Here is an 18,857-nt window from a genome sequence, read left to right as displayed (position 1 = left end):
CCGGTTGAGCTCTTAGCTTATGAGCAGGCCGAGGCGTGGACATGATCGGCAGCGGGACTCCACGATGGGGCACATGCTGAGCACCCTCTTCGCCTTTCTCGGCGCCTGTACCCTGATCGCGGCCTCGCCCGGCCCGAGCACGATGCTGATCATCCGACAGTCCCTGCGCAGCCGGCGTGCCGGTTTCCTCACTGTGCTGGGCAATGAGACCGGCGTGTTCATTTGGGGTGTCGTTGCGGCACTCGGGCTCACCGCACTGCTCGCGGCCTCCCAGTTGGCGTACGACATCATGCGGATCGCCGGTGCCGTGACGCTGGTCGGCTTCGGCATCAAGACGCTGTTGGACGCCCGGGGCGAGCAGGGAGAAGAGCAGAGCCAGGATGCACCGGCAGTGCACTCGGGCTGGGCTTCCTACCGCTCGGGCCTCCTTCTGAACCTCGCCAACCCCAAGGCCGCGGTGTTCGCGATGTCCTTCCTGCCGCAGTTCGTGCCCGCAGGCGCCCCTCATCTGCCCGCCATGATCGGCCTGGCGGCCATCTGGGCCGTCTTCGAGATCGGCTACTACGGACTGTATGTATGGTTCGTCGGCCGCATGAAGAAGATCATCTCCCGGGCCAAGGTACGCCAGCGTCTCGAGCGGGTCTCCGGCACGGTGCTGGTCCTTCTTGGTGTTCGGATGGCTATCGAGAGCTGACGACGGCTGACGCCGCGGGGCACGTCCGACCAGACCACCGAGGCGTATCGTGCTCAACCGTTCTTCCTGCCACCGCCTGCTGGAGGAGGGTCTGACCACGGAGCCGATCGGGGGGCCGGGTCAGAGCACCCTGGAGGTCGGGGCCTGTTTCATCGAGGCGGGCGTGCGGCCGAGGAGGCTGCGGGCGGTGCGGGTGAGATGGGCTTGATCGGAGAAGCCGGCTGACGCGGCGGCCGCCGCCACCGTGGTGCCGGGCAGGGCTGCAACGGCGGTCCGCAGGCGCGCCCACATCCTCAGCTGTACGAGTGGCACTCCCACTGACGTGCGGACCAGGGCGCGCAGACGTGCCGGAGACAAGCCGACGTTGTCGGCGATGGAGCCGATCTCCGCGGGCGGGGTGTCGCGGGTGCTCTCCCCGATCGCATGGGTCACACGGGGATCGAGGCGGTGTACGGCGCCGGTCAGAGTGCCGAGTTCCACTGCGGCTGCTGCGAGATCGGCGTCCGGACCGGGTACCGCGCTCGGGTCCAGGGCGGCGAGGATGCGGCGCACGGCGGCCCGGTCGAGGTGGGTCAGACCCAGGTCGGCAGGCAGCTTCCAGGGGTCGAGGAACAGGGCGGTGTAGGACGACGAGGCGCCGGCCGTGTGGAGGAGCCGAGGGGGCACGATCACGCCGGCCGAGGTGACCGGACGCTTTCCCGGCAGCCGGGTGCCGACGAGCCCATCGGGCGACAGGACGACCTTCCACACCGGGTGGCGGTGCGCGGTAACGCTGAACGGGCCGGTCTCGGCGAACATCGCTCCGCTCGGACCCGAGGCGAACACCAGGCGGCGATCGTTTCGTTCAAGCGCCCATCCGCGGGCAGGGGCGATGCTCACGCCATGAACCGTATCGCGGCCGTTTCGCTGGGGATCTTCCTGTCGGGGGCGGGGGTGGCACACTTCGTGGTGCCCGGTTACTTCCGGACCCTGGTTCCGCGGTGGCTTACCCGGCCCGGACTCTTGGTCGCCGTCACCGGCGCTGCGGAGTTCGCGGTGGGCGTGCTCGTGCTGACCCCGCGGTGGCGTGCGGCGGGCGGATGGGCCGCCGCCGCGCTGATCACCATCTATCTGGTCTCCCACGTCGACGCCCTGCGATCTGCCCGTGCCGACCGGGCCCGGTTCCTGGAGCGGTCGGTCGGAGCGGCGGCCCGGGTGGTGGTCAACCTCTTCTACATCTGCTGGTCGATCGCGGTCGCCGCAGCGGCCGCTTGATGCGGCACCCGACGGGGACGAATGACGCCGACCACCGCTCCTCGACCGCCATGCCCCGACCACGGGCCTTCGGCGACGGTCACGAATGGCCGCGCCGCCCCGTATCTGTAGGCGGCTTCGGAGAGCGGTCTGGCTCTCTACCCGCCGTGAACGTCGATGAGTGCGGGCCAGTTCGATGGTGGAGTGGCTGGACTACCGGCGGCGTCGGTGGCCCAGCACCTCGAACCTCCACCTCCTGATCAACAACCAGACTGCCAACACGACCAGCCGGGCCAGCGACCACTGGGTCAGTGTTCCGACATGGGGACAGGACGCCACCCTGGAACGGCTCCGTGCTGACCGGCAGCTCGAAGAGGCCCTGACCCACGGGCCTGACCCGCTGCATCTCGTACAGGTCTTCGGGCTCCGCGAGAAGGCCGCGATGCGCTACGCGGACTCCGCACGAGCCCTGCTGGGACAGGCCGCTGAACAAACTCCCGAGAGCCGACAATGACCTTCTGCCATTCTGCGTGCCATGTCCTCACGAAGTCGAAGACTGCCCCGGCACCGTGCCTGGCCACTGACCACCACCGATGTCCACGAGTGTCTCGGCCCCTACATGACCCGAGTCACGGACCTGGCATTCCTCACCGGGCATGACAGCGGGACCATCGTCCTGGGAGCAAGGTGGGTTGCCCCGAACCTCCGCAACTACGGCCGCGGCATCCACCCGGACATGGTCGGCTTCCGCATTGACGTCCACCCGGTCGATGCCACTGATCGTGCTGCCACCCGCGCTGTTCTACGAGCGCACGCCCTCCCGCAACTCCACGAATGGATCACGCAGGCGATCGCTGCCGACGAGACCTGGCAATTGACTGACCACCAGCACTACTGGCGGCTGACCGACGGCCACCTCATACACCGCGACGAAGCGTGAGACCGATTCCGCACGGCACTCGCACCACCACATCGGCGAGTCATACGCACGGGTTGGTTCACAACCAACTCAAGGGGCCGTACCCGGGATTCAGAACACCAGACCCTCGGGTTCCCAACGAGAAACCTTCAGTTTCCCTGAACTCACGGGGGGGCCACGGCCTCGGAAATCAATGGAACCGTGGATACCGGTGGGAAGGATCAGGCTTCGATCGGCGCGAGGGCGCTGACGCGACTCTCGTACCCGCGGCGGGCCTTGCGCTGGGCTGGAACCGCTGGGGCACCCTGGACGCCGTCGAGTGGCTGGCCGGGGACGAGGAGCTGGCGGTGCACCACGGGGACGGCGCTGACGCGCAAAATGTAGCCCTGCCCGCACCGTACGGTCACCCCCTGGTCGAACGCGGCCCGCTCGGCGGGCTCCATTTCGGCGGTGCGGAGGTAGTCGGCGACCTTGCCGGGCATGTCGAGGGTGACCGGCAGCTCCGGGGCGGGGGCGTCCTCCGTGGTCGCGGTCTGGTCGGGATGAGGTCGGCGACGCGGTGCGGACGACGCCGCGGCTGACCTCGTGATCGCGGGCGAGGGTGGCGATCGAGCGGCCCTCCAGATACGTGGCCCGCACGTCGGCGGCCTTGTCGACCGGGACGGCCGGGCGGCGCGCCCTTGTTGTCCTCAGCCTCCGCGGTCCGCAGTCCGTCGTAGGCGGCTGCACCGGCTGTGGCGGCTCGATAGCGGTCCCGGAGCCGTTGCGGGAGATCTCGCGGGAGACGGTCGAAGGGGATCGGCCCAGCCGCCTGGCCAGCTGCCGGGTCGATTCCCCGGGAGCTCAGTGCCTCACAGTTTGAGTTCCCGTCTGAGCCCCAGTAGGTAGCCAGTAGCACTGCGGCGCTGATCAGCAGCTGCCGCACGGGCGGATCGGGAGGAGGCCACCAGCTGGACGACCACGGCTCCGCCCGCTCCAAGGATTGGGGAGAGGTTCACGGTGTGGGCGCCGAGGGCCGCAAGCGCCGGCAGTTCCAGCGATCTGAGGCCGATGACTTCGCGGATGGGTTTCAGGCGCAAGGAGCGAAGTCCTCGTGTGAGGTCCTTCAGGGGCCGGCTTAGGTTGCGATCAACCATGGCGGCGATCCGGGCCTGGAGCACTGCCGGGTCGGTGACTTGGTCGAGAGCGGCGAACTGGGATCCGAGCTCATCCAGATGAGCACGGAACGCTTCGAACTCGTCGGAGAGCCGCAACCGCGCTCTGACGATGTCCTTGGCCGGGATGTCGTTGATGGCATGAGGGAGCACAGCCTGCACGGCGGCGGTGGCGTACAGGCCGGCTGCCGGGGCCGTGACGGGTGGGGCCGGGTGGGCGCGTCCGTTCTGCCGGTTCGGCAGCCACCAAACGCCAGGATTCGGCCCTGGGGCGGAAGGGCCCAGGAGAGCCTCCTCGAAGTCCGTGGCAGTCCAGCCAGGCAGCGCGAAGAGCACGGGGTCGTCGGTCACGGGCACAAGGGCGTTGGCATGGGCGATCCGGTCGACAAGCGCTCGGGTGTAGACCGACACCAGATGTGGGTGCAGCCCGATCCAGTCGCGAACGGAATTCCCGTCCGTGTAGGTCCCGAACGGGGCCCACTCCCGGGACCTCACCACGAAGTTCCTGAAGGTGGTCCACCAAAAATCTGGAGTACTGGTGCCCAGCTGTGAGCGGTGGAGCCAGCCGAACGGGTCCAGGTGGATCACGCGTCTGCGCGACTTATCGCTCAACCACTCGGACGGGAAGCCGTAGCGGGGAAGGAGCCGGGCTTCCTCCCGCTGCATAACCCCCTTCAGCTCCTGGGCCACCTCGTCGGCGTACCGGGTCGGGTCGATGTCTGTGAAGAACCCCAGCTCGTCACGGAGCACCTGTGCCGTGGCGGAGTCGTGGAACGGGTGACCGGGCGGGTGCACGCGGGCAAGACCCGGCAGGTACAGGGCTGCTCGCTTAAGCCACCCATCGTCCCGCACATGGAAGTACGGGTAGTACAGGCCGACCGGCTCCACGTGTACCTCCACGGCATCGGTCAGGACCGGCCGCCGGCGCGGCCAACCCCTGCGGTTGAATGCCCAGGCATCCATCTCGTCGGCCCCCATGCGGGATGGAACCGGCTGGGACAAACGTGACGGTAGCGCGGACGGCTCCGGCCCGGAGGAAGAACCGAAGGGTCTCTCGGTCTCTACAGTCGCCACATGGACCTGTGCTGGTTCTTCACCCTCTATGTCGACGCCACCGGGACCGAGCTCTTGGCGTGGAGTGGCGTCAAGAACGAGCGTCCCTCGCAGGACGGCCGTCAGAAGCTCCAGCTGTAGAGGTCGCCACCCGTGTTCACCGCAGACGCTGCAAGCCGGGCAACTCCCTGCAGAACCGCCAGTAGATCATCGTCGGTCATGTCGTCACCGTCTTCGGACCTGAGTCGGGTGGTCCAGCGACTTGCAAGCTCTTCCAGTTCGGCGGAGGTCGCGTTGGCCAGTGCTCGGGTCAGCCGCTGCGGCAGAGCAAATACTTCAACGCCATCGTTCAAGGGTGCAGTGACCCACTCCGGCCACGGCCGCCAGGCGTAGATCTGCTCAACCGGCGGGGCCTCTGCAGAAGGCTCCTCGAAGTACATGTCCCATTCGGCAATGGCAGTGTCCGGCTCAATGAAATGGCAGGTCACTGACTCGAGATCCTCACCAGGTCCCCGCAGGCGCGTCGCAGCGGCAGTCTCGTCGTCGGGGGCAAGGAAGATCATTATGTCGTGGGCCATCTGAGCATGGTGGCAGCCCACCTCAGGAGAGTCTCCCGCAACTGGGCGGGCCCCCTTGCCGATCCCGGATCGGACCGTTTCGGTGGCTGGTGACAGGATCGAGGGGTGCTGATCGAGGGATACGACGTCGGCCCGTTGGTGGCGGGCGAGTCATTGCCGGCCCGCCCGGGCTTCTGGTCGAACTACCTTCTGGCGATGTGCAGCGACGGTGGGTGTGCTGAGCTGCCGGTTCCGAGACGGCTGGTGAGCGGGACGGATATCGTCCTGGCATGACACAAGGGTTCGATCTTGTCGCGTCGCTCGCCAGAGGCGTGGAAGGCCGCAGTGACGCATGGGCCTTCATCCAGGGCTTCGCCGCTCACTGGGCCGGCGCCGCTCTGGGAAGCGGTGATGGATGGACGGAAGCCGATCTCGACGCTGCCGAGGCGAGGCTGGGTCTCCAGCTGCCGACGGCGTTGCGTGAGGCGTATGTGCTGTTCGGGCGTCGGCGGGATCTCACCAGCAACCACGATGTGCTGCTCGCCCCGGCAGAACTGTATGTCGATGACGTCAAAGAGGCCCTGGTCTTCCGACACGAGAACCAGGGAGCCGCATCCTGGGGCATCCTCCTCGACAGTCTCCAGGATGACGATCCTGCGGTGTTCATCCGGCTCGACCTTGCCGACAAGAACGCCGAGCGATGGGAGGAGTGGCTGAAGCGTCTCTCCCTCTGCTTCGTCGAGATTGCTCTGTCCGAGTCCCTGCACGCCGATGAAGAGCTCTGCGACTTCCTCGACCTGGACGAGGACAGTCTCGAGCTTTTGGAGACGAACTTCGTCCGACTGCCGTTCCCCGCGTATCCCATTGGCGAGGAGACCCGGTGGTTCCTGGGCCAAGACGTCCTTGTGCGCGATGACGACGGCGCGGCCATCCTGGCCCGTGGTCGAACGAGAGAAGCCATCGACCGCGTTCGTGACCTGATCCCGGGCGACTGGCTCAACGACTGTCGCTGACCACATCCCAGACTCCTGCCGACCGAGCTGTCCTTGTGGGGGGTCAGCCTGAGTTCTGCTGTTCGGCGCGGGCCCGGGTGGTGGCGAGGCGGTAGGAGTCGGTGCCGGTTTCGATGATGTTGCCGCCGAAGGTGAGGCGCCTCGACGGTGGCCGCGCAGAGGCGGGGGTCGGTGAAGGACTTGGTCCAGCCGGAGAACGACTCGTTGGACTCGTTCGAGGCGATGGCGACGCTGTTCTTCTCCTCTCGCTCGGGACTACGGTGGCGACGGCGAAGTTGCCGTCCTGGTCGATCCAGCGGCACAGCTCTTCTGCGATGTCCAGCACGTGTTGTTTTCTCCCGCCCGCTGCCCCTGACCAGGCGGTCCGATGGCGACTGCGGGTTATGACGTGACGAGGCGGGCCGGCGTTGGCGCTGGCCTGACGCGTCACCGGGCGTCGGATGTCAGTTCATGAGCTGGTCGATGGTGATGGGCAGGGAGCGGATGCGGCGGCCGGTCGCGTGGAAGACGGAGTTGCCGATGGCCGCGGCCAGGCCGACGAGGCCGATCTCCCCGACTCCCTTGGTGCCGACGGCGGTTGCCGGGTCGGGGCCGCCGACGAAGCGCACCTGCATGTCGGGGACGTCGGCGTTCACGGGCATCAGGTAGTCCCCGAGGGTGGCATTGGCGATGCGGCCGGTGCCCGCGTCGGTGGCCGTCTCCTCGAACATCGCCTGGCTGATGCCGCCCACGGTGCCGCCGATGATCTGGCTGGTCGCGGTCTTCTCGTTGAGGATGCGCCCGCCGTCGATGACGGACACCACGCGGGCCACGCGCAGGAGCCCGAGATCGGGGTCGATGCGTACTTCGACGAACTTCGCGCCGAAGGCGCCTGCGATCGCCATGCCCAGCTCCTGTGCCCGGGGCGGGGTGCTCTTGCCGTCGGCGCTGAGTTCGGTCAGGTCGTGGCGGGCCAGGATGGCGGCGTAGGGCTCGCCTTGTTGCGGGTCGCTGGTGAGGTGGATGCGGCCGTCGGTGGCGCTCACGTCGTCGGTGGCGGCTCCGCGCAGCGGGGATTCGTCGTCGTCGCGTACCACGTCGAGGAATGCGTGCACGAGGTTGCGGCAGGCGTCGTGGACCGCGTTACCGAGGCCCCCGGTGAGTCCGGAGCCGCCGGCCTGGGGCGCGTACGGCATGTCGGAGTCGCCGAGGTCGAAGCGCACCCGGCTGACGTCGAGGCCCAGGCGCTCGGCCGCCAGTTGGGTCATGACCGTGTACGTGCCGGTTCCGATGTCCGTGGCGCCGCTGCGTACGTACGCCGAGCCGTCGCCGCTTACGGTGGCGCGGGCCTGGCACGGGTTTTGGTAGAACGGGAAGGAGGCGGCGGCCATGCCGTAGCCGACGAGCCAGCGGCCCTCGCGCATGGAGCCCGGTTCCCTGGTGCGCTTCGACCAGCCGAACAGCTCGGCGCCTTCGGTCAGGCACTCCCGCAACGCGTTGCTCGACCAGGGAAGACCCAACAGCGGGTGCTGTTCGGCGAAGTTGCGCAGGCGGAACTCGAGGGGGTCCATGCCCACGGCGTGGGCGGCTTCGTCGATCGCGGACTCCAGGGCGAAGTTGCCCTGGCCTTCGCCAGGTGCGCGCATGGAGCCCGGGCAGGGGATGTTCAGGCGTGCCTGCCGATCGCGGGTGACGGCGTTGGGGCACGCATAGGACACAGCTGCGCAGAGGGTGACCAGTTCGGCGTCGTCGTCCTCCATCGCGACCGACGAGATGGCGTGGTGCTCAATGGCGACCAGCTTCCCGTCGCGGGTGGCGCCGACCTGGATCTGCTGGACGCTGTTGGGCCGGTGCCCCACCGAGGTGAACATCTGCGGCCGGGTGAGGACCAGCTTGACCGGCCGGCCGGTCTCGCGGGCGGCCATCACGGCGAGGACGACGTGCGGCCACATGCGCAGGCCGGCGCCGAAGCCGCCCCCGACGAACGGGGCCAGGACCCGGATGCCGCTCTCGGGGACCCCGAAGACCCCGGCGAGCGAGGTACGCACGTTGTGGATCGACTGCGTGGAGTCGTGCACCGTGAGCGCGTCACCCTGCCAGTGCGCCACGGTGGAGAACAGCCCCAGCGGGTTGTTCGTGTTGTCGGGGGTGGTGTAGGTCCCTCCGACGACGACGTCGGCCTGGGCGAAGCCGGCGGCGACGTCACCGCGCTCGGTGTCCTGCCCCAGGGGGTTGACCAGGATCTCGGCCCGCGGGTTGTTCACGTCGAGCACGGCGTCGGTCGTCTCGTAGTCGACGTGGACGAGCCGTGCGGCGTGCCGGGCCTGCTCCGCGGTCTCGGCCACGACGACCGCGACGTGCTGGCCGTAGTGCAGGATCCGCTCGTCCTGGAGCGGCGCCGGAGGCGAGGCGCCGACCGGGGTCATCGGGCCGCGCTCGAGCTTGGGGGCGTTCAGATGCGTGATGACCCTCAGAACCCCGGGAGCGGAGGCGGCTTGGCTCACGTCGATGCCGCGGATGCGGCCGGCGGCGACGGTGCTGCCCACCAGCGCTGCGTGCGCCATGTGGGGGAAGGAGAAGTCGTTGGGGTAATGGGCCGCTCCGGTGACCTTGAGCGGGGCGTCCACGCGGTCGATGCCGGCGCCGAGGGCCTTGCTGTTCTCGAGAGTCGTCATGACGGTTCTCCTGCCACGGTCTCGAGCGTGCGCACGAGGGTGCGCTTGGCCAGCTCCACCTTGAACGCGGTTCCGGGCAGCGGCCGGGCACCCGCCAGGGCCACCTGCGCCGCCGCGCGGAACACGTCCGATGCGGCGCGGGCTCCCCGCAGCACCTCTTCCGCTTCCCGGGCACGCCATGGAACGGTGCCGACCCCGCCCAGCGCCACACGTGCCTGACGGATGACGCCGTTCTCGATCACCAGCGCGACGCCGGCCGAGGCCAGCGCGAACTCGTAGGAGGCCCTGTCGCGGACCTTGAGGTAGTGGGATCGTGCGCCGCCCGGAAGGAGCGGGATCTCGACCGAGGTGATCAGCTCACCGTGGCGCAGCACGTTCTCGACGTGCGGCGTGTCGCCCGGCTTCAGGTAGAACTCGGTCAGCGGGATCGACCGCGTGCCGTGGCCGCCCTGGACGTGGACGACCGCGCCGAGCGCCGTCAGGGGGACGGCGACGTCGGAGGCGTGCAGGGCGATGCAGTGCTCGCTGGTGCCGAGGACGGCGTGCATCCGCTGGATTCCCTCGATGGCGGCGCACCCTGTCCCGGGGTCGCGCTTGTTGCACGCGGAGACGGTGGGGTCCCGGAAGTAGCGGCATCGGGCCCGCTGGAGCAGGTTGCCGCCGATGGTGGCCATGTTGCGCAGCTGGACCGAAGCACCGAGGAGGAGTGCTTCCCGTACGAAGGGGAGCCGTTCGCGCACGACGGTGTCGGCCGCGAGTTCCTCCATGGTCGTCAGCGCGCCGACACGGATCGCCGCTTCGTCGTGGGTGACGCCGCCGAGGGGAAGGCGGGTGATGTCGATGAGCCGCTCGGGGCGCAGGACCCCGTCCTTCATCAGGTCCAGTTGGGTGGTGCCGCCGGCGAGGAACGAGGCGTGGGGATCGACGGTGACCTGGGCCACGGCCTGGCCGGCGTCGGTGGCCCGGGTGTATGCGAAGGGGTGCATGGTCAGCCTTCCGCCATCACGTCGCGAATTGCCGCGCGAATGTTCGGATAGGCGCCGCACCGGCAGATGTTGCCGCTCATGAACTCGCGGATGTCTTCGTCCGAGTTCGCGCGTCCTTCGGCGATGAGGCCGATGGCGGACATGATCTGCCCGGGCGTGCAGTATCCGCACTGGAAAGCGTCGTGCCGGGCGAACGCCTTCTGCACGGGATGCGGCTCACCGTCGGCCGACAGCGCTTCCACGGTCGTGATCTCACGCCCTTCGTACTGGGCGGCGAGCCCGAGGCAGGACACCACGCGCCGGCCGTCGACCATCACGGTGCAGGCCCCGCACGCGCCCTGGTCGCAGCCCTTCTTCGCCCCGGTCAGGCCCAGGTGGTCCCGCAGGGCGTCGAGCAGGGTGACCCGGGAGTCGAGACGGAGCCGGTGGGACGTGCCGTTCACGTCGAGGGTGACGTCGACCTGGGGCGGTCCTTCCGGCTGCTCCTTCCCCGTCGACCGTTCCCCGGTTTCCATTTGTTTCATGGCGTCTCATTTCCGAGCTCGTCGGGAACGTCTTTCAGCGAGAGGAAGGCAGAAGGGACCGGTTCTCGGCGAGGCCACTCACGTGTCCCGCGAATGCACCGCAGCGCCGCGCCGGCGTTGGGCCGCGGGGCCCCTGTCGCACGGCGCCACGCTAATGCCGCCGAAATGCGCTCGCATCTGATGCCACACGGGCCGGCACGTGATCACCCGTACGGCCCTGGAGACGGATCTCACCGCCCTGCCCGGCCGATACCGGATGCAACCCGGCACGCCGACGGCGTGCCCTCGGTCGCCGTGGCAGCCGAGCCGTCACGATCACTTCGCCTCATGTTCGCGATGTCCCCCAGGAGTCTTACGACGACCGGTCCCGCACCCGAGCCGGTCGCGTAGCGGTCCCTTTGGGTACCGGTCTTCACCGGTGGCTCTTCCGTCCTCCGCGGCGCCACCGCGAGGTGGAAACCGATCGCAGCGTCAGCTTCATGGGGGGCGCGGCCCGGGTCCGGACGCCCAGCTCAGATGCGGAGAAAGCGCCGAACCGAAGGCACGGATCTCCCGGGCACGGCAGACTCGCCCTCGCCCGCTGCCCCGGCGGCGGCAGATTTTCGTGAAGTTCGCCGTGTGGGGCATCCCGTTCTGTTGTGGCAACGACCTGTGAGGCAGCGTGAAGATCACCGGCATGGCTTCGTACCCCTTCGGCACGGCGTCTCTCGATCAGCCTGTGGCGCTGATCGAGAACGGCGACAACTCCATGAGCGTGTTCGCGAACGTGGGCGGCCAACTCCAGGCGGCCAGGATCAAGCCGGACACCAAGCCGGACCCGTTCGAGCAGTTCACGCGGCAGGCCGTTCCGGCCGCGGGCGGCGCGGTCGCCGCGCGGGCCGACGACGACCAGCGCGTGGGCGTGTTCTACCGCGACGGCGACGGCCGGCTGATGCTGCTGGCACAGACGAAGAACGGGTTAGGCGCATGGAACGCGCCCGTCAACCCGTGCGGTGCGCTGATGACCGGAGACCCGGTCATCGGCCGCAACGCCGACGGGCGGCTGGAGGTCTACTTCGTCGGGACCAACGGCGCGCTGTGGCACATCTGGTCGGACAACGCGGGCCTGGAGGACTGGGGATGCGACCAGTTCGGTGGCGGCGACATCCGCGACATCGCGGTGGCCACCAGCGCCGACGGCCGCCAGGTGCTGTTCCACACCAACAACTCCGGTGAGCTGTGGGTGATCCAGCAGACCGGTCCCAACGGCTACTGGGACGGCTTCGCCAACCCCTTCAACGGTGTCACCGGTCCTCTGGCCGCCGCCCCGGCGAAGCCCTTGCCCATCATGGCGGTGTTCGGCGCGCACGCCGCCGGGGCCGACAACGTCCTGTCGTTCTCCCAGCAGGACGGCAACCGCACCTGGTCGGCCTCCGCGGAGCTTCCCTACGACGAGACCGCCCGCCCCAACACCGACCCGGCCATCCGGCCCGTACTGCTGCCCGGTCCCGGCGGCCTGCTGGTCGCCGTGGTGGTCCACAACGGCACCCTGTGGGTGCTGGAACAGCCCTCTGACCCCAGCGTCCGGTTCGGGGCCTGGAACACCGTGGTCTGCGAGCAGGGCGCCGCGATCGTCAAGCCCATCGCCGCCGCGTTCGCGGGCCCGTACCTCAACGTCGTCGCCGGAGACAAGAGCAACGGCCTCATCCACATCCGGTACACCTGGGCCTGACGCGCTGCCCCGGGGCGGGGACCTCGGTCCCCGCCCCGGGCGCCACGACACCTGCACCTTCCCACGACCACCCGTGGGACATGCACGTCGCGAGCCCCAGACCGCCGTCCTTCCCACGTCACGCCGAGATCAGCGGGCTGTTCACCCCGCTCAGCCGTGGCTGAACGTCAGCTGCATGTTCTCGTGTTCGAAGTGGTCTTCGTAGGTCCAGGGGGTGTTGCCGGGGCGGTTGTCGCGTCCGTGCAGGTTCACCTCCATCGACACCTTGTAGGTGCCGGGCTGGAAGGCCAGGGTGGTCGATCCCCACACGCAGTAGTCCTTGCTTCCGATGACCCTCATCGGGCCGAAGGTGCCCGAATTCGTGCTCCCGTCGGGCGCGGTCATCGAGAAGTGGCCGGATACCTCGGTCCACTCCAGCATGGGCCAGTTCCAGTTGTGGCTCCCCTTGATCTTGCCGGTGACCAGGCACACACCCGGCTGGACCGATGAACTGTCCCTCGGCGATGTTGTCGCCGGTGACATTGGTCCGGTAGGCGCCGCCGGGCTCGAAGGCGAACTCGCCGTCCTTGCCCATCCAGGCCAGCCACTTGTCGGGTTCGGCGAAGAAGGAGAACACCGCCCTGGGGCGGGCGGCGATGTGCCGCTCCAGAGTGACTACGTCCGTGTTCAATGCGGTCCCTTCAGCGGTCTCCCAGCATATTTGTTGAGGTGCTGGGAGACCGCGCCGACTGAGCTACGAGGGGGGTGTCGAGGCGGTGAGCGTGGTGAGGGCGTTGCGGAGGGTGGAATCGCTCGCAGGGCGGTCCTGCCACCGGGCGCCTACGTGGCCGTCGGGTCGGATGAGCAGTGCTCCCTGTGGGGGGAGGCCGCCGAGGTCGGTGTGCTCGCGGGTGAGGGGCTCGATGCGCAGCGGCCATGGCGCGGCGGCTTGTTGCTCCCAGTGCCTGGGGTCCGGGGTGAGCAGTGTGAACCATTCGCCGAAGGTGTCCAGCGTGGAGCGGTTGGGTGTGAGCCAGAAATGTGGCATGCGGTGCCCTGGCATCGCGGTGGGAACATAGTCCGTGCCCGTGTCGGACGGCTCGGTTGGGCGGCTGGCGTCGGTGAGGACGGCGTCAGAGTGGTAGGTGACGCCGAGAACAAGACCGAGTTGGGCGAAGTACCGTTCCGACCAGGGAAGTTCGAGATGGGTCGGCGTCGCCGCTCCGTTGGTTCGGAGCTGCTCGCGGCGGTGGCTCTGTGCTTGGAGCATGAGTTGGGTGTTGGCCACGGCTTGGCGGAGAGTCTGGTGGCCGATGGGCTGTCGCTCCGTCTCGTAGGTCTCCAACAGGTGTGGTCCGGCCCATCCGTGGATTGCGCCCGCCAGTTTCCAGCACAGGTTGTGCACGTCGGCGATGCCGGTGTTCATGCCCAGTCCGCCGATGATGGGCATCGCGTGTGCGGCGTCGCCGGCCAGCAGGATCCGGCCGTGGCGGAAGCGTTCGGCGACGAACGCGTTCATCACCCAGTGCTGAACACGCGACACGTGCGCTCGTACGCCGGCGCCGGGGCCGAGGGCGCGCGAGACGAGGGCGGGCCAGTCGGCGCGATCAGGGTCCTCGGGTGTCGGAGCGAGCCAGGCCCAGCCTCCTTCGGGGTAGAGCGGGAGGAATGATCCGTGCGCGGTGAAGTAGACCCCGGCGGGCTGGTCGGCGCACCAGCTGTTGAGGTCGGCGTCGAAGACGACGGTGGTGACGGCCGCCATCGCTCCGGGGCCGGTGGTGCCGATTCCCAGCTGCTGCCGGATGGTGGAGTTCGCGCCGTCGGCGGCGAGAACATAGCGGGCACGGACACGGGTCTGTTCACCGTTCTGTCGGTCGACGAGCAGGGCCACGACGCTGTCGGCCTCTTCGGCCAGGTCGATGAGCTCGAGCCCGAACCGCATCGGTGCGTCTGCCGCGGCGAGCAGGACGGGTTCCAGGCGGTCCTGCGAGGTGACCACGCCGACCATGGGGCTTTCGGGGATGGGCGCATTGACCCCGACCATCGCCGCGCTGGCGAAGTCGCTGTCGTGCAGGGTGTCACGGAAGCGGATGCGACCGAACTTCGCCGGGAACGCGTTGGCCGTGATCTCGGCAGCGAGCCCGAGCTGACGAAGGATCTCCAACGAGCGCGCGTTGACCAGGCGGGAGCGTGGGAAGGGCGACAGTTCGCGGTGTTTCTCGACGAGCAATGTCCGAACGCCCCAGCGTTCCAGCAGTGCTCGGGCGGTGAGCCCGACCGGCCCACCGCCTACGATCAATACCTCCACCTGGGTGTCTGCTACGGGCATGCCGGCTCCTCCTGCTCACCTTGGGTCGTCAGGGCGCTCGGTGCTCCAGCCGGGCCGCGAGGGCTTCGGGCAGCCCGTCCCGGTTGGCCGGGGTGAGGTGGATGACCTCGACGTCGGGGCGCTGTTTGAGGGCGTCGGTGAACGGGTCGTGGCGTGCGTGAACCGCGGCGACGACGTCCACGGAGGTGTCGAACAGTGCCTGGACCGCGTCCCGGAACGGGGTGCAGCCCAGCTCCATCCGGCCGAGTTCGTCGATGAGAACGAGCCACCGGGGCGCCGCCGTCGGCTGGACTGCGGGCAGCGCCAGCCGTTCCATGACGCTCAGGTCGACCCCGTACCGACCGACACGGGTCGGGCCCGGAAAGCCGGTGTGGGCGAGGACTGCCCGCTCGCCCGCCAGTGTCTCCAGGGCGAAGCCGACCCGGGCACCGGCCTGCCGGATCTCCTCCGTGGTGAAGCCGGCAACATCGCGGGTGCGCAGCAGCGCCGCCAGCCGTCGCACGCAGGTCGTCTTGCCCACGCCCGGACGTCCTTCGAGCAGAATCCTTGTCGGCACACTGCCATCTTCGACGGACGTCCGGCAGGCGAAAGCCGCTGATCGGGTGTTTCGCCCTGCGCGCCGGTGTCCGCACCGCCGGGCTTCGGGTCTGCGCCGACCATGACCGGAAGGGAGCTCAGCAGCGCCCGCGGTCAGGGCGGCGGGCGGATCTGGGCGCAGGACGCGCCAGGCCGCGAGGATGACGTAGCCGAGGGGCGCTCAGGCGTCGGGGTCGACTTCGGGGTGTGTGAACCGCACGGGCTTGCGCAGCGACCGGGCGTAGGCGATTTCGGCTCGGGTGCTGTCTCCGATGTAGCCGCCGACGACGAGCACCTCATCGGCGAGCCGGATCTTCGCCCGGTGCAGATCGTCGAGTCGAACCTTCAGCGCCTCGGCCTCGACAGGATCGGACCAAAGTTCGTGCGGCGACTTCACGTCGCAACCCGGCTTGACGACAATCCTTCCGGCTGTGGTCTCCCGCAGATCGGCCTCAGCCATCTCGGTCATGAAACGGGTGGAACCGCAGATCACGACGATCCGCGGGAGGCCCAATTGCTTCTTCGCGTCGGCGAGCTTCTCCTCGGGGGTGAGCGGCTGCGGGTATGACACCGGTTCCTCCTGATGGGGTGGTCCAAGGGGCGCCTGCGGAGGCGACAACGATGACGTCCAAGACCGTCTTATGGCGAACGACGTGGACACCCTCACCATGATGCGGAACGCCCGGCGACAGTACCTGGGCGCAGGCCCCCGCAGCGCCACCCGGGCTCCACGGCAGCCTCGTCAACGAGATGGCCGCCCAACAGCGCCTTCGGGCGACAGCACCGGCGTCAGCCGCCGCCAGTTGTTCCCCGGCTGGCCCTGTCTCTTGGACCACGGCAGCGTCACCCCCGTCCGTCCTTCCGTTCCTCACACGCGCGTCCTCTACCGGTACGGAGGGACGGACGGACGGAGCAGCGGATTCTCGATCAGGGGTCTCGACCTCAGGGATACAGACATGAGCGTCACCGGTGACGCCACCCCCCGCTTCACCCACGACGCCACTGCGGTGCGCCTGCGCCCTCCCTTCAGAAGAATCCCGGCCGCCTTCTGCTCCGCCCGCCGCTTCGCCAGCCGGGCTTGGCCACCTCGGCAGCCGACTGCCCCGGCAACAGCGGGTCGACCCACTCCCCGCGCCAGAACAAGGCGTCGTGCAGGTGGGCTTCGTCGTCGATACGGCTACCTGTGCGTCCGCCCGGCCTCTCCGGCCGGGGCCCCGGCAGTGGCCCGTCTTCCACACGACCCAGCCCGTCGTAGCCCAGGACAGCCGGCCTGGTGGCAATCAGGACGATCGCTCACTCACTCAGAACGAACACGCCGCCGTTCGAACCGTGGGCTATGAGTTTGCTGGCTCCGGGCGAAGGAGCAGACGTGCCTGGTGAGAGCGTCCAGTTCCGGGCGTATCCCGCCGCAGCACGTGACCGGAAATCCTGGTCCCTGTCCGGTCCTGCCCGGGTGTGCCGGAACGGGAAATCGCCTGTGGCGCCTGCAGGGAGCGGCGGGTGTCATCGATGACCGCTGGCCGCAGGCAATGGGAAGTGAGGACGTGCGGGTCAGCGTGTCTCGACGGCTACGAAACGACCCGTGGGGACCATCCCCGCGCCAGCGGGTAGCAATCCGCCGGTTCCGCTGGCTCCTTCGTCCCGGCGGGACCATCCCCGCGGGCGCGGGGAACGGTCCAACGCCAGCCGACTCTTCGTCACCGAAGCCGGCGTAGAGCCGATCCCCCGGAGACCACAGCAAGTGATCGCTACAGACCGCCGGTTGCGCCGCCCCCTCATGAAGCGGCGCAGCGACGGATGTGACCCGGTGCCGGTGGTCCGGGGCGCCGCCGCGTGACGAGGCCCCACGTCGGCTCACAGAGCCTGCGGGAAGTCGAAAATCCTGCCCGGGTCGTAACGCCTCTTCAGCTCGGCCAGCCGGTGAGCGGCCGAGCCGTAGTACGCCGAGCGCCAGTTGCTCAAACTCGCGTCCGCGTAGTTCTGGTACGCCGCGCCCGAGGCGTACCGGCCCATCGCGGTGTGCGTGCCGTCCAGCCAGGCCGTCCCCGCCCCGGCGGAATGACCGGCGGGCCAGGATGCGGTGTACTGCGCCAGGAAGCGCGAGTTCCGGTGTACGAAGGCGGTGGCCTGCGGGGAAACGCGGTTGACAGCGCCGCCCAAGGCGGTGAGCGCGACGGATACGGCACCGCCGCTGTTGCTGCGCCCGTAGCGTTCGACCTGGTCGAGCAGCGACCGTATGCCGGCGGAATTCAGCGAGCGGTTGAAGAAGTCCGAGCGCGCCGCGTACGTCTCGCGCTGGAGCACGCCGGTGGGCTGCCGCCCCGGAGTTGTGCCGGGCAGGTGGCACTGGGTGGTGGAATGCGTCGCGCAGCCCGCGTACATCCGCATGGTGTCGAGGTAGCCGCGGCGCCGCATGATGATGCGTGAGGCGGCGCCGGGGCCGCCGGCGCGGTCCGCCAGCCGGTCGACGGCGTTCTGCAGAGCGCCGTACGTGCCGAGCGAGAAGCAGCTGATGGAGACGGTGGGAGTCCGGCCGGCGACGGCGGACAGATGCAGCGCTGACCAGATCTCGTCGGGCTGGGCGGGGCCCCACTCCTGCCAGGAGCGGAGTGCGGCAGCGGCCTTGGACCAGGGCCAGGTCATGTACGCGGTGACGCCGTCGGCGGCCCTGTGGGTGCGGAACCGAAGTTCGGTGACCACACCGAAATTCCCGTTTCCTGCGCCACGCAGCGCCCAGAACAGGTCGGTCTCCCGGTCCTTGGACACGTCAAGGGTCCTGCCATCGGCGGTGACTATGCGGGCGCCGGTGAGGTTGTCGGAGGTGAGCCCATAAGCGCGCGAGACCACACCGTGACCGCCCCCGAGCGTCAGGCCGGAGATGCCGACCGTGGGACAAGATCCGCCGGGGATGGTGACGCCTCGTGCGCCGAGCTGAGTGTAGACGTCGATGAGCTTGGCGCCGGCCCCGATGACGGCACTGCCGGAGGCACTACGTATGGACTTCAGCGCAGAGACGTCGATGACCAGGCGTCCGTTGCCGCTGGACCAACCGGCGTAGGAGTGCCCGCCGTTGCGGATGGCGACCGGGGTACCGTGGCGGCGTGCGAAGGCGAGGCACTCGGCGATGTCCGCGGTGTTGGCCACATAGGCGACGGCGGCGGGGCGCAGACTGTCGAAGCAGGTGTTGTACAGCTGGCGGGCGATGGCGTAGTCACCATCGCCCGGACGTATCAGACCGCCCTCAAGGCCCCTGGCCAGCGCAGACCAGTCAGCGGCGCGGGGCGCGACCGCATGGCTCCCGACTGCGGCGGATGCGCCCAGGCGCCGCTGCACGCTGGCAACAGGGGCAGAACCGCCGCTGGGCACGGCCCCCACCCGACCACTACCCCAGCCCACCGTCCAGGCGACAGCCGCCGCATAGCCAGTACCCGCTGCGAGCACTCTGCGCCGGTTCATAGCGGCCTCCGTTCACGAT

The 18,857-nt window shown here is 68.8% G+C and carries 19 protein-coding genes and 1 pseudogene; 7 read left to right on the top strand and 13 right to left on the bottom strand.

Going from position 1 to position 18,857, the window contains the following annotated elements; genetic code table 11:
* The first annotated feature begins 73 nt into the window (after positions 1–73).
* Positions 74–694 (top strand): LysE family translocator, encoded by a 621-nt coding sequence (locus ACFYU9_RS05870; RefSeq protein ID WP_389214069.1) that lies wholly within the window; start codon positions 74–76, stop codon positions 692–694.
* 120 nt (positions 695–814) lie between these two features.
* Here ACFYU9_RS05870 and ACFYU9_RS05865 read toward each other — a convergent pair whose 3' ends face one another.
* A complete protein-coding gene (locus ACFYU9_RS05865) occupies positions 815–1,492 on the bottom strand; it encodes a helix-turn-helix domain-containing protein (protein ID WP_389342853.1) in 678 nt (225 codons plus the stop codon).
* A gap of 84 nt (positions 1,493–1,576) precedes the next feature.
* On the opposite strand from ACFYU9_RS05865, the gene ACFYU9_RS05860 reads away from it, so the two are divergent.
* The 3 genes from ACFYU9_RS05860 (at position 1,577) to ACFYU9_RS05850 (ending at position 2,867) form a co-directional block, all read left to right on the top strand.
* The gene (locus tag ACFYU9_RS05860) at positions 1,577–1,948 is read left to right on the top strand and encodes a hypothetical protein (RefSeq protein ID WP_389342850.1); all 372 of its coding nucleotides are present in this window, start codon (positions 1,577–1,579) and stop codon (positions 1,946–1,948) included.
* A gap of 175 nt (positions 1,949–2,123) precedes the next feature.
* Complete coding sequence (locus tag ACFYU9_RS05855; RefSeq protein WP_389342847.1) at positions 2,124–2,441, top strand: hypothetical protein; 318 nt, start codon at positions 2,124–2,126, stop codon at positions 2,439–2,441.
* A 21-nt stretch (positions 2,442–2,462) separates the two neighbouring features.
* Positions 2,463–2,867 (top strand): hypothetical protein, encoded by a 405-nt coding sequence (locus ACFYU9_RS05850; protein ID WP_389342844.1) that lies wholly within the window; start codon positions 2,463–2,465, stop codon positions 2,865–2,867.
* A gap of 200 nt (positions 2,868–3,067) precedes the next feature.
* Here ACFYU9_RS05850 and ACFYU9_RS05845 read toward each other — a convergent pair whose 3' ends face one another.
* From ACFYU9_RS05845 to ACFYU9_RS05835, 3 genes are all read right to left on the bottom strand, one after another.
* A complete protein-coding gene (locus tag ACFYU9_RS05845; protein ID WP_389342841.1) occupies positions 3,068–3,328 on the bottom strand; it encodes a hypothetical protein in 261 nt (86 codons plus the stop codon).
* 369 nt (positions 3,329–3,697) lie between these two features.
* Positions 3,698–4,978 carry a DUF6236 family protein gene (locus ACFYU9_RS05840; protein WP_389342838.1) on the bottom strand — a complete coding sequence of 427 codons (1,281 nt, stop codon included), beginning with the start codon at positions 4,976–4,978 and terminating at the stop codon, positions 3,698–3,700.
* 197 nt (positions 4,979–5,175) lie between these two features.
* Positions 5,176–5,631 carry a hypothetical protein gene (locus ACFYU9_RS05835; protein WP_389214087.1) on the bottom strand — a complete coding sequence of 152 codons (456 nt, stop codon included), beginning with the start codon at positions 5,629–5,631 and terminating at the stop codon, positions 5,176–5,178.
* A gap of 105 nt (positions 5,632–5,736) precedes the next feature.
* Here ACFYU9_RS05835 and ACFYU9_RS05830 point away from each other — a divergent pair, with 105 nt between their 5' ends.
* Positions 5,737–5,904 carry a hypothetical protein gene (locus ACFYU9_RS05830; RefSeq protein ID WP_389342835.1) on the top strand — a complete coding sequence of 56 codons (168 nt, stop codon included), beginning with the start codon at positions 5,737–5,739 and terminating at the stop codon, positions 5,902–5,904.
* Positions 5,901–6,623 carry an SMI1/KNR4 family protein gene (locus ACFYU9_RS05825; protein ID WP_389342832.1) on the top strand — a complete coding sequence of 241 codons (723 nt, stop codon included), beginning with the start codon at positions 5,901–5,903 and terminating at the stop codon, positions 6,621–6,623. The genes ACFYU9_RS05830 and ACFYU9_RS05825 overlap by 4 nt, the downstream gene beginning before the upstream one ends.
* Positions 6,624–6,666: 43 nt before the next feature.
* On the opposite strand, the pseudogene ACFYU9_RS05820 reads toward ACFYU9_RS05825, so the two are convergent.
* From ACFYU9_RS05820 to ACFYU9_RS05805, 4 genes and pseudogenes are all read right to left on the bottom strand, one after another.
* Positions 6,667–6,919: pseudogene (locus tag ACFYU9_RS05820) on the bottom strand (ATP-binding protein); the annotation flags it as partial.
* A 147-nt stretch (positions 6,920–7,066) separates the two neighbouring features.
* A complete protein-coding gene (locus ACFYU9_RS05815) occupies positions 7,067–9,277 on the bottom strand; it encodes a xanthine dehydrogenase family protein molybdopterin-binding subunit (RefSeq protein ID WP_389342829.1) in 2,211 nt (736 codons plus the stop codon).
* Positions 9,274–10,263 carry an FAD binding domain-containing protein gene (locus ACFYU9_RS05810; RefSeq protein WP_389342826.1) on the bottom strand — a complete coding sequence of 330 codons (990 nt, stop codon included), beginning with the start codon at positions 10,261–10,263 and terminating at the stop codon, positions 9,274–9,276. Before ACFYU9_RS05810 ends, ACFYU9_RS05815 begins: the two co-directional genes overlap by 4 nt.
* Before the next feature lie 2 nt (positions 10,264–10,265).
* Positions 10,266–10,778, bottom strand: a complete 513-nt coding sequence (locus ACFYU9_RS05805) for a (2Fe-2S)-binding protein (protein WP_389215070.1) — start codon at positions 10,776–10,778, stop codon at positions 10,266–10,268.
* A gap of 685 nt (positions 10,779–11,463) precedes the next feature.
* On the opposite strand from ACFYU9_RS05805, the gene ACFYU9_RS05800 reads away from it, so the two are divergent.
* Positions 11,464–12,498 carry a hypothetical protein gene (locus tag ACFYU9_RS05800; RefSeq protein WP_389214102.1) on the top strand — a complete coding sequence of 345 codons (1,035 nt, stop codon included), beginning with the start codon at positions 11,464–11,466 and terminating at the stop codon, positions 12,496–12,498.
* A 150-nt stretch (positions 12,499–12,648) separates the two neighbouring features.
* Here the strand turns inward: ACFYU9_RS05800 and ACFYU9_RS05795 are convergent, their stop codons facing one another.
* The 5 genes from ACFYU9_RS05795 to ACFYU9_RS05775 all read right to left on the bottom strand — a co-directional run bounded on the left by ACFYU9_RS05795 (position 12,649) and on the right by ACFYU9_RS05775 (position 18,838).
* Positions 12,649–12,918 (bottom strand): hypothetical protein, encoded by a 270-nt coding sequence (locus ACFYU9_RS05795; protein WP_389342824.1) that lies wholly within the window; start codon positions 12,916–12,918, stop codon positions 12,649–12,651.
* 313 nt (positions 12,919–13,231) lie between these two features.
* The gene (locus tag ACFYU9_RS05790) at positions 13,232–14,806 is read right to left on the bottom strand and encodes an FAD-dependent monooxygenase (protein ID WP_389342821.1); all 1,575 of its coding nucleotides are present in this window, start codon (positions 14,804–14,806) and stop codon (positions 13,232–13,234) included.
* 28 nt (positions 14,807–14,834) lie between these two features.
* Complete coding sequence (locus tag ACFYU9_RS05785) at positions 14,835–15,362, bottom strand: NTPase (protein ID WP_389342818.1); 528 nt, start codon at positions 15,360–15,362, stop codon at positions 14,835–14,837.
* A gap of 201 nt (positions 15,363–15,563) precedes the next feature.
* Positions 15,564–15,953, bottom strand: a complete 390-nt coding sequence (locus ACFYU9_RS05780; RefSeq protein WP_389214119.1) for a hypothetical protein — start codon at positions 15,951–15,953, stop codon at positions 15,564–15,566.
* 1,283 nt (positions 15,954–17,236) lie between these two features.
* A complete protein-coding gene (locus tag ACFYU9_RS05775) occupies positions 17,237–18,838 on the bottom strand; it encodes an FAD-binding oxidoreductase (RefSeq protein WP_389342815.1) in 1,602 nt (533 codons plus the stop codon).
* Positions 18,839–18,857 lie beyond the last annotated feature (19 nt).

Source organism: Streptomyces sp. NPDC004327 (genome assembly GCF_042873935.1).
Classification (GTDB): Bacteria; Actinomycetota; Actinomycetes; order Streptomycetales; family Streptomycetaceae; genus Streptomyces.
The sequence above is the reverse complement of the archived record's forward strand: the minus strand, read 5'-3'. Positions and strand labels throughout refer to the sequence as shown.

Bases quoted from the DNA above. Each gene is read 5' to 3' on its own strand.
- ACFYU9_RS05870 (WP_389214069.1), top strand. From the start codon at position 74: ATGCTGAGCACCCTCTTCGCCTTTCTCGGCGCCTGTACCCTGATCGCG.
- ACFYU9_RS05865 (WP_389342853.1), bottom strand. From the start codon at position 1,492: ATGTTCGCCGAGACCGGCCCGTTCAGCGTTACCGCGCACCGCCACCCG.
- ACFYU9_RS05860 (WP_389342850.1), top strand. From the start codon at position 1,577: ATGAACCGTATCGCGGCCGTTTCGCTGGGGATCTTCCTGTCGGGGGCG.
- ACFYU9_RS05855 (WP_389342847.1), top strand. From the start codon at position 2,124: ATGGTGGAGTGGCTGGACTACCGGCGGCGTCGGTGGCCCAGCACCTCG.
- ACFYU9_RS05850 (WP_389342844.1), top strand. From the start codon at position 2,463: ATGTCCTCACGAAGTCGAAGACTGCCCCGGCACCGTGCCTGGCCACTG.
- ACFYU9_RS05845 (WP_389342841.1), bottom strand. From the start codon at position 3,328: ATGCCCGGCAAGGTCGCCGACTACCTCCGCACCGCCGAAATGGAGCCC.
- ACFYU9_RS05840 (WP_389342838.1), bottom strand. From the start codon at position 4,978: ATGGGGGCCGACGAGATGGATGCCTGGGCATTCAACCGCAGGGGTTGG.
- ACFYU9_RS05835 (WP_389214087.1), bottom strand. From the start codon at position 5,631: ATGGCCCACGACATAATGATCTTCCTTGCCCCCGACGACGAGACTGCC.
- ACFYU9_RS05825 (WP_389342832.1), top strand. From the start codon at position 5,901: ATGACACAAGGGTTCGATCTTGTCGCGTCGCTCGCCAGAGGCGTGGAA.
- ACFYU9_RS05815 (WP_389342829.1), bottom strand. From the start codon at position 9,277: ATGACGACTCTCGAGAACAGCAAGGCCCTCGGCGCCGGCATCGACCGC.
- ACFYU9_RS05810 (WP_389342826.1), bottom strand. From the start codon at position 10,263: ATGCACCCCTTCGCATACACCCGGGCCACCGACGCCGGCCAGGCCGTG.
- ACFYU9_RS05805 (WP_389215070.1), bottom strand. From the start codon at position 10,778: ATGGAAACCGGGGAACGGTCGACGGGGAAGGAGCAGCCGGAAGGACCG.
- ACFYU9_RS05800 (WP_389214102.1), top strand. From the start codon at position 11,464: ATGGCTTCGTACCCCTTCGGCACGGCGTCTCTCGATCAGCCTGTGGCG.
- ACFYU9_RS05795 (WP_389342824.1), bottom strand. From the start codon at position 12,918: ATGCTGGAGTGGACCGAGGTATCCGGCCACTTCTCGATGACCGCGCCC.
- ACFYU9_RS05790 (WP_389342821.1), bottom strand. From the start codon at position 14,806: ATGCCCGTAGCAGACACCCAGGTGGAGGTATTGATCGTAGGCGGTGGG.
- ACFYU9_RS05775 (WP_389342815.1), bottom strand. From the start codon at position 18,838: ATGAACCGGCGCAGAGTGCTCGCAGCGGGTACTGGCTATGCGGCGGCT.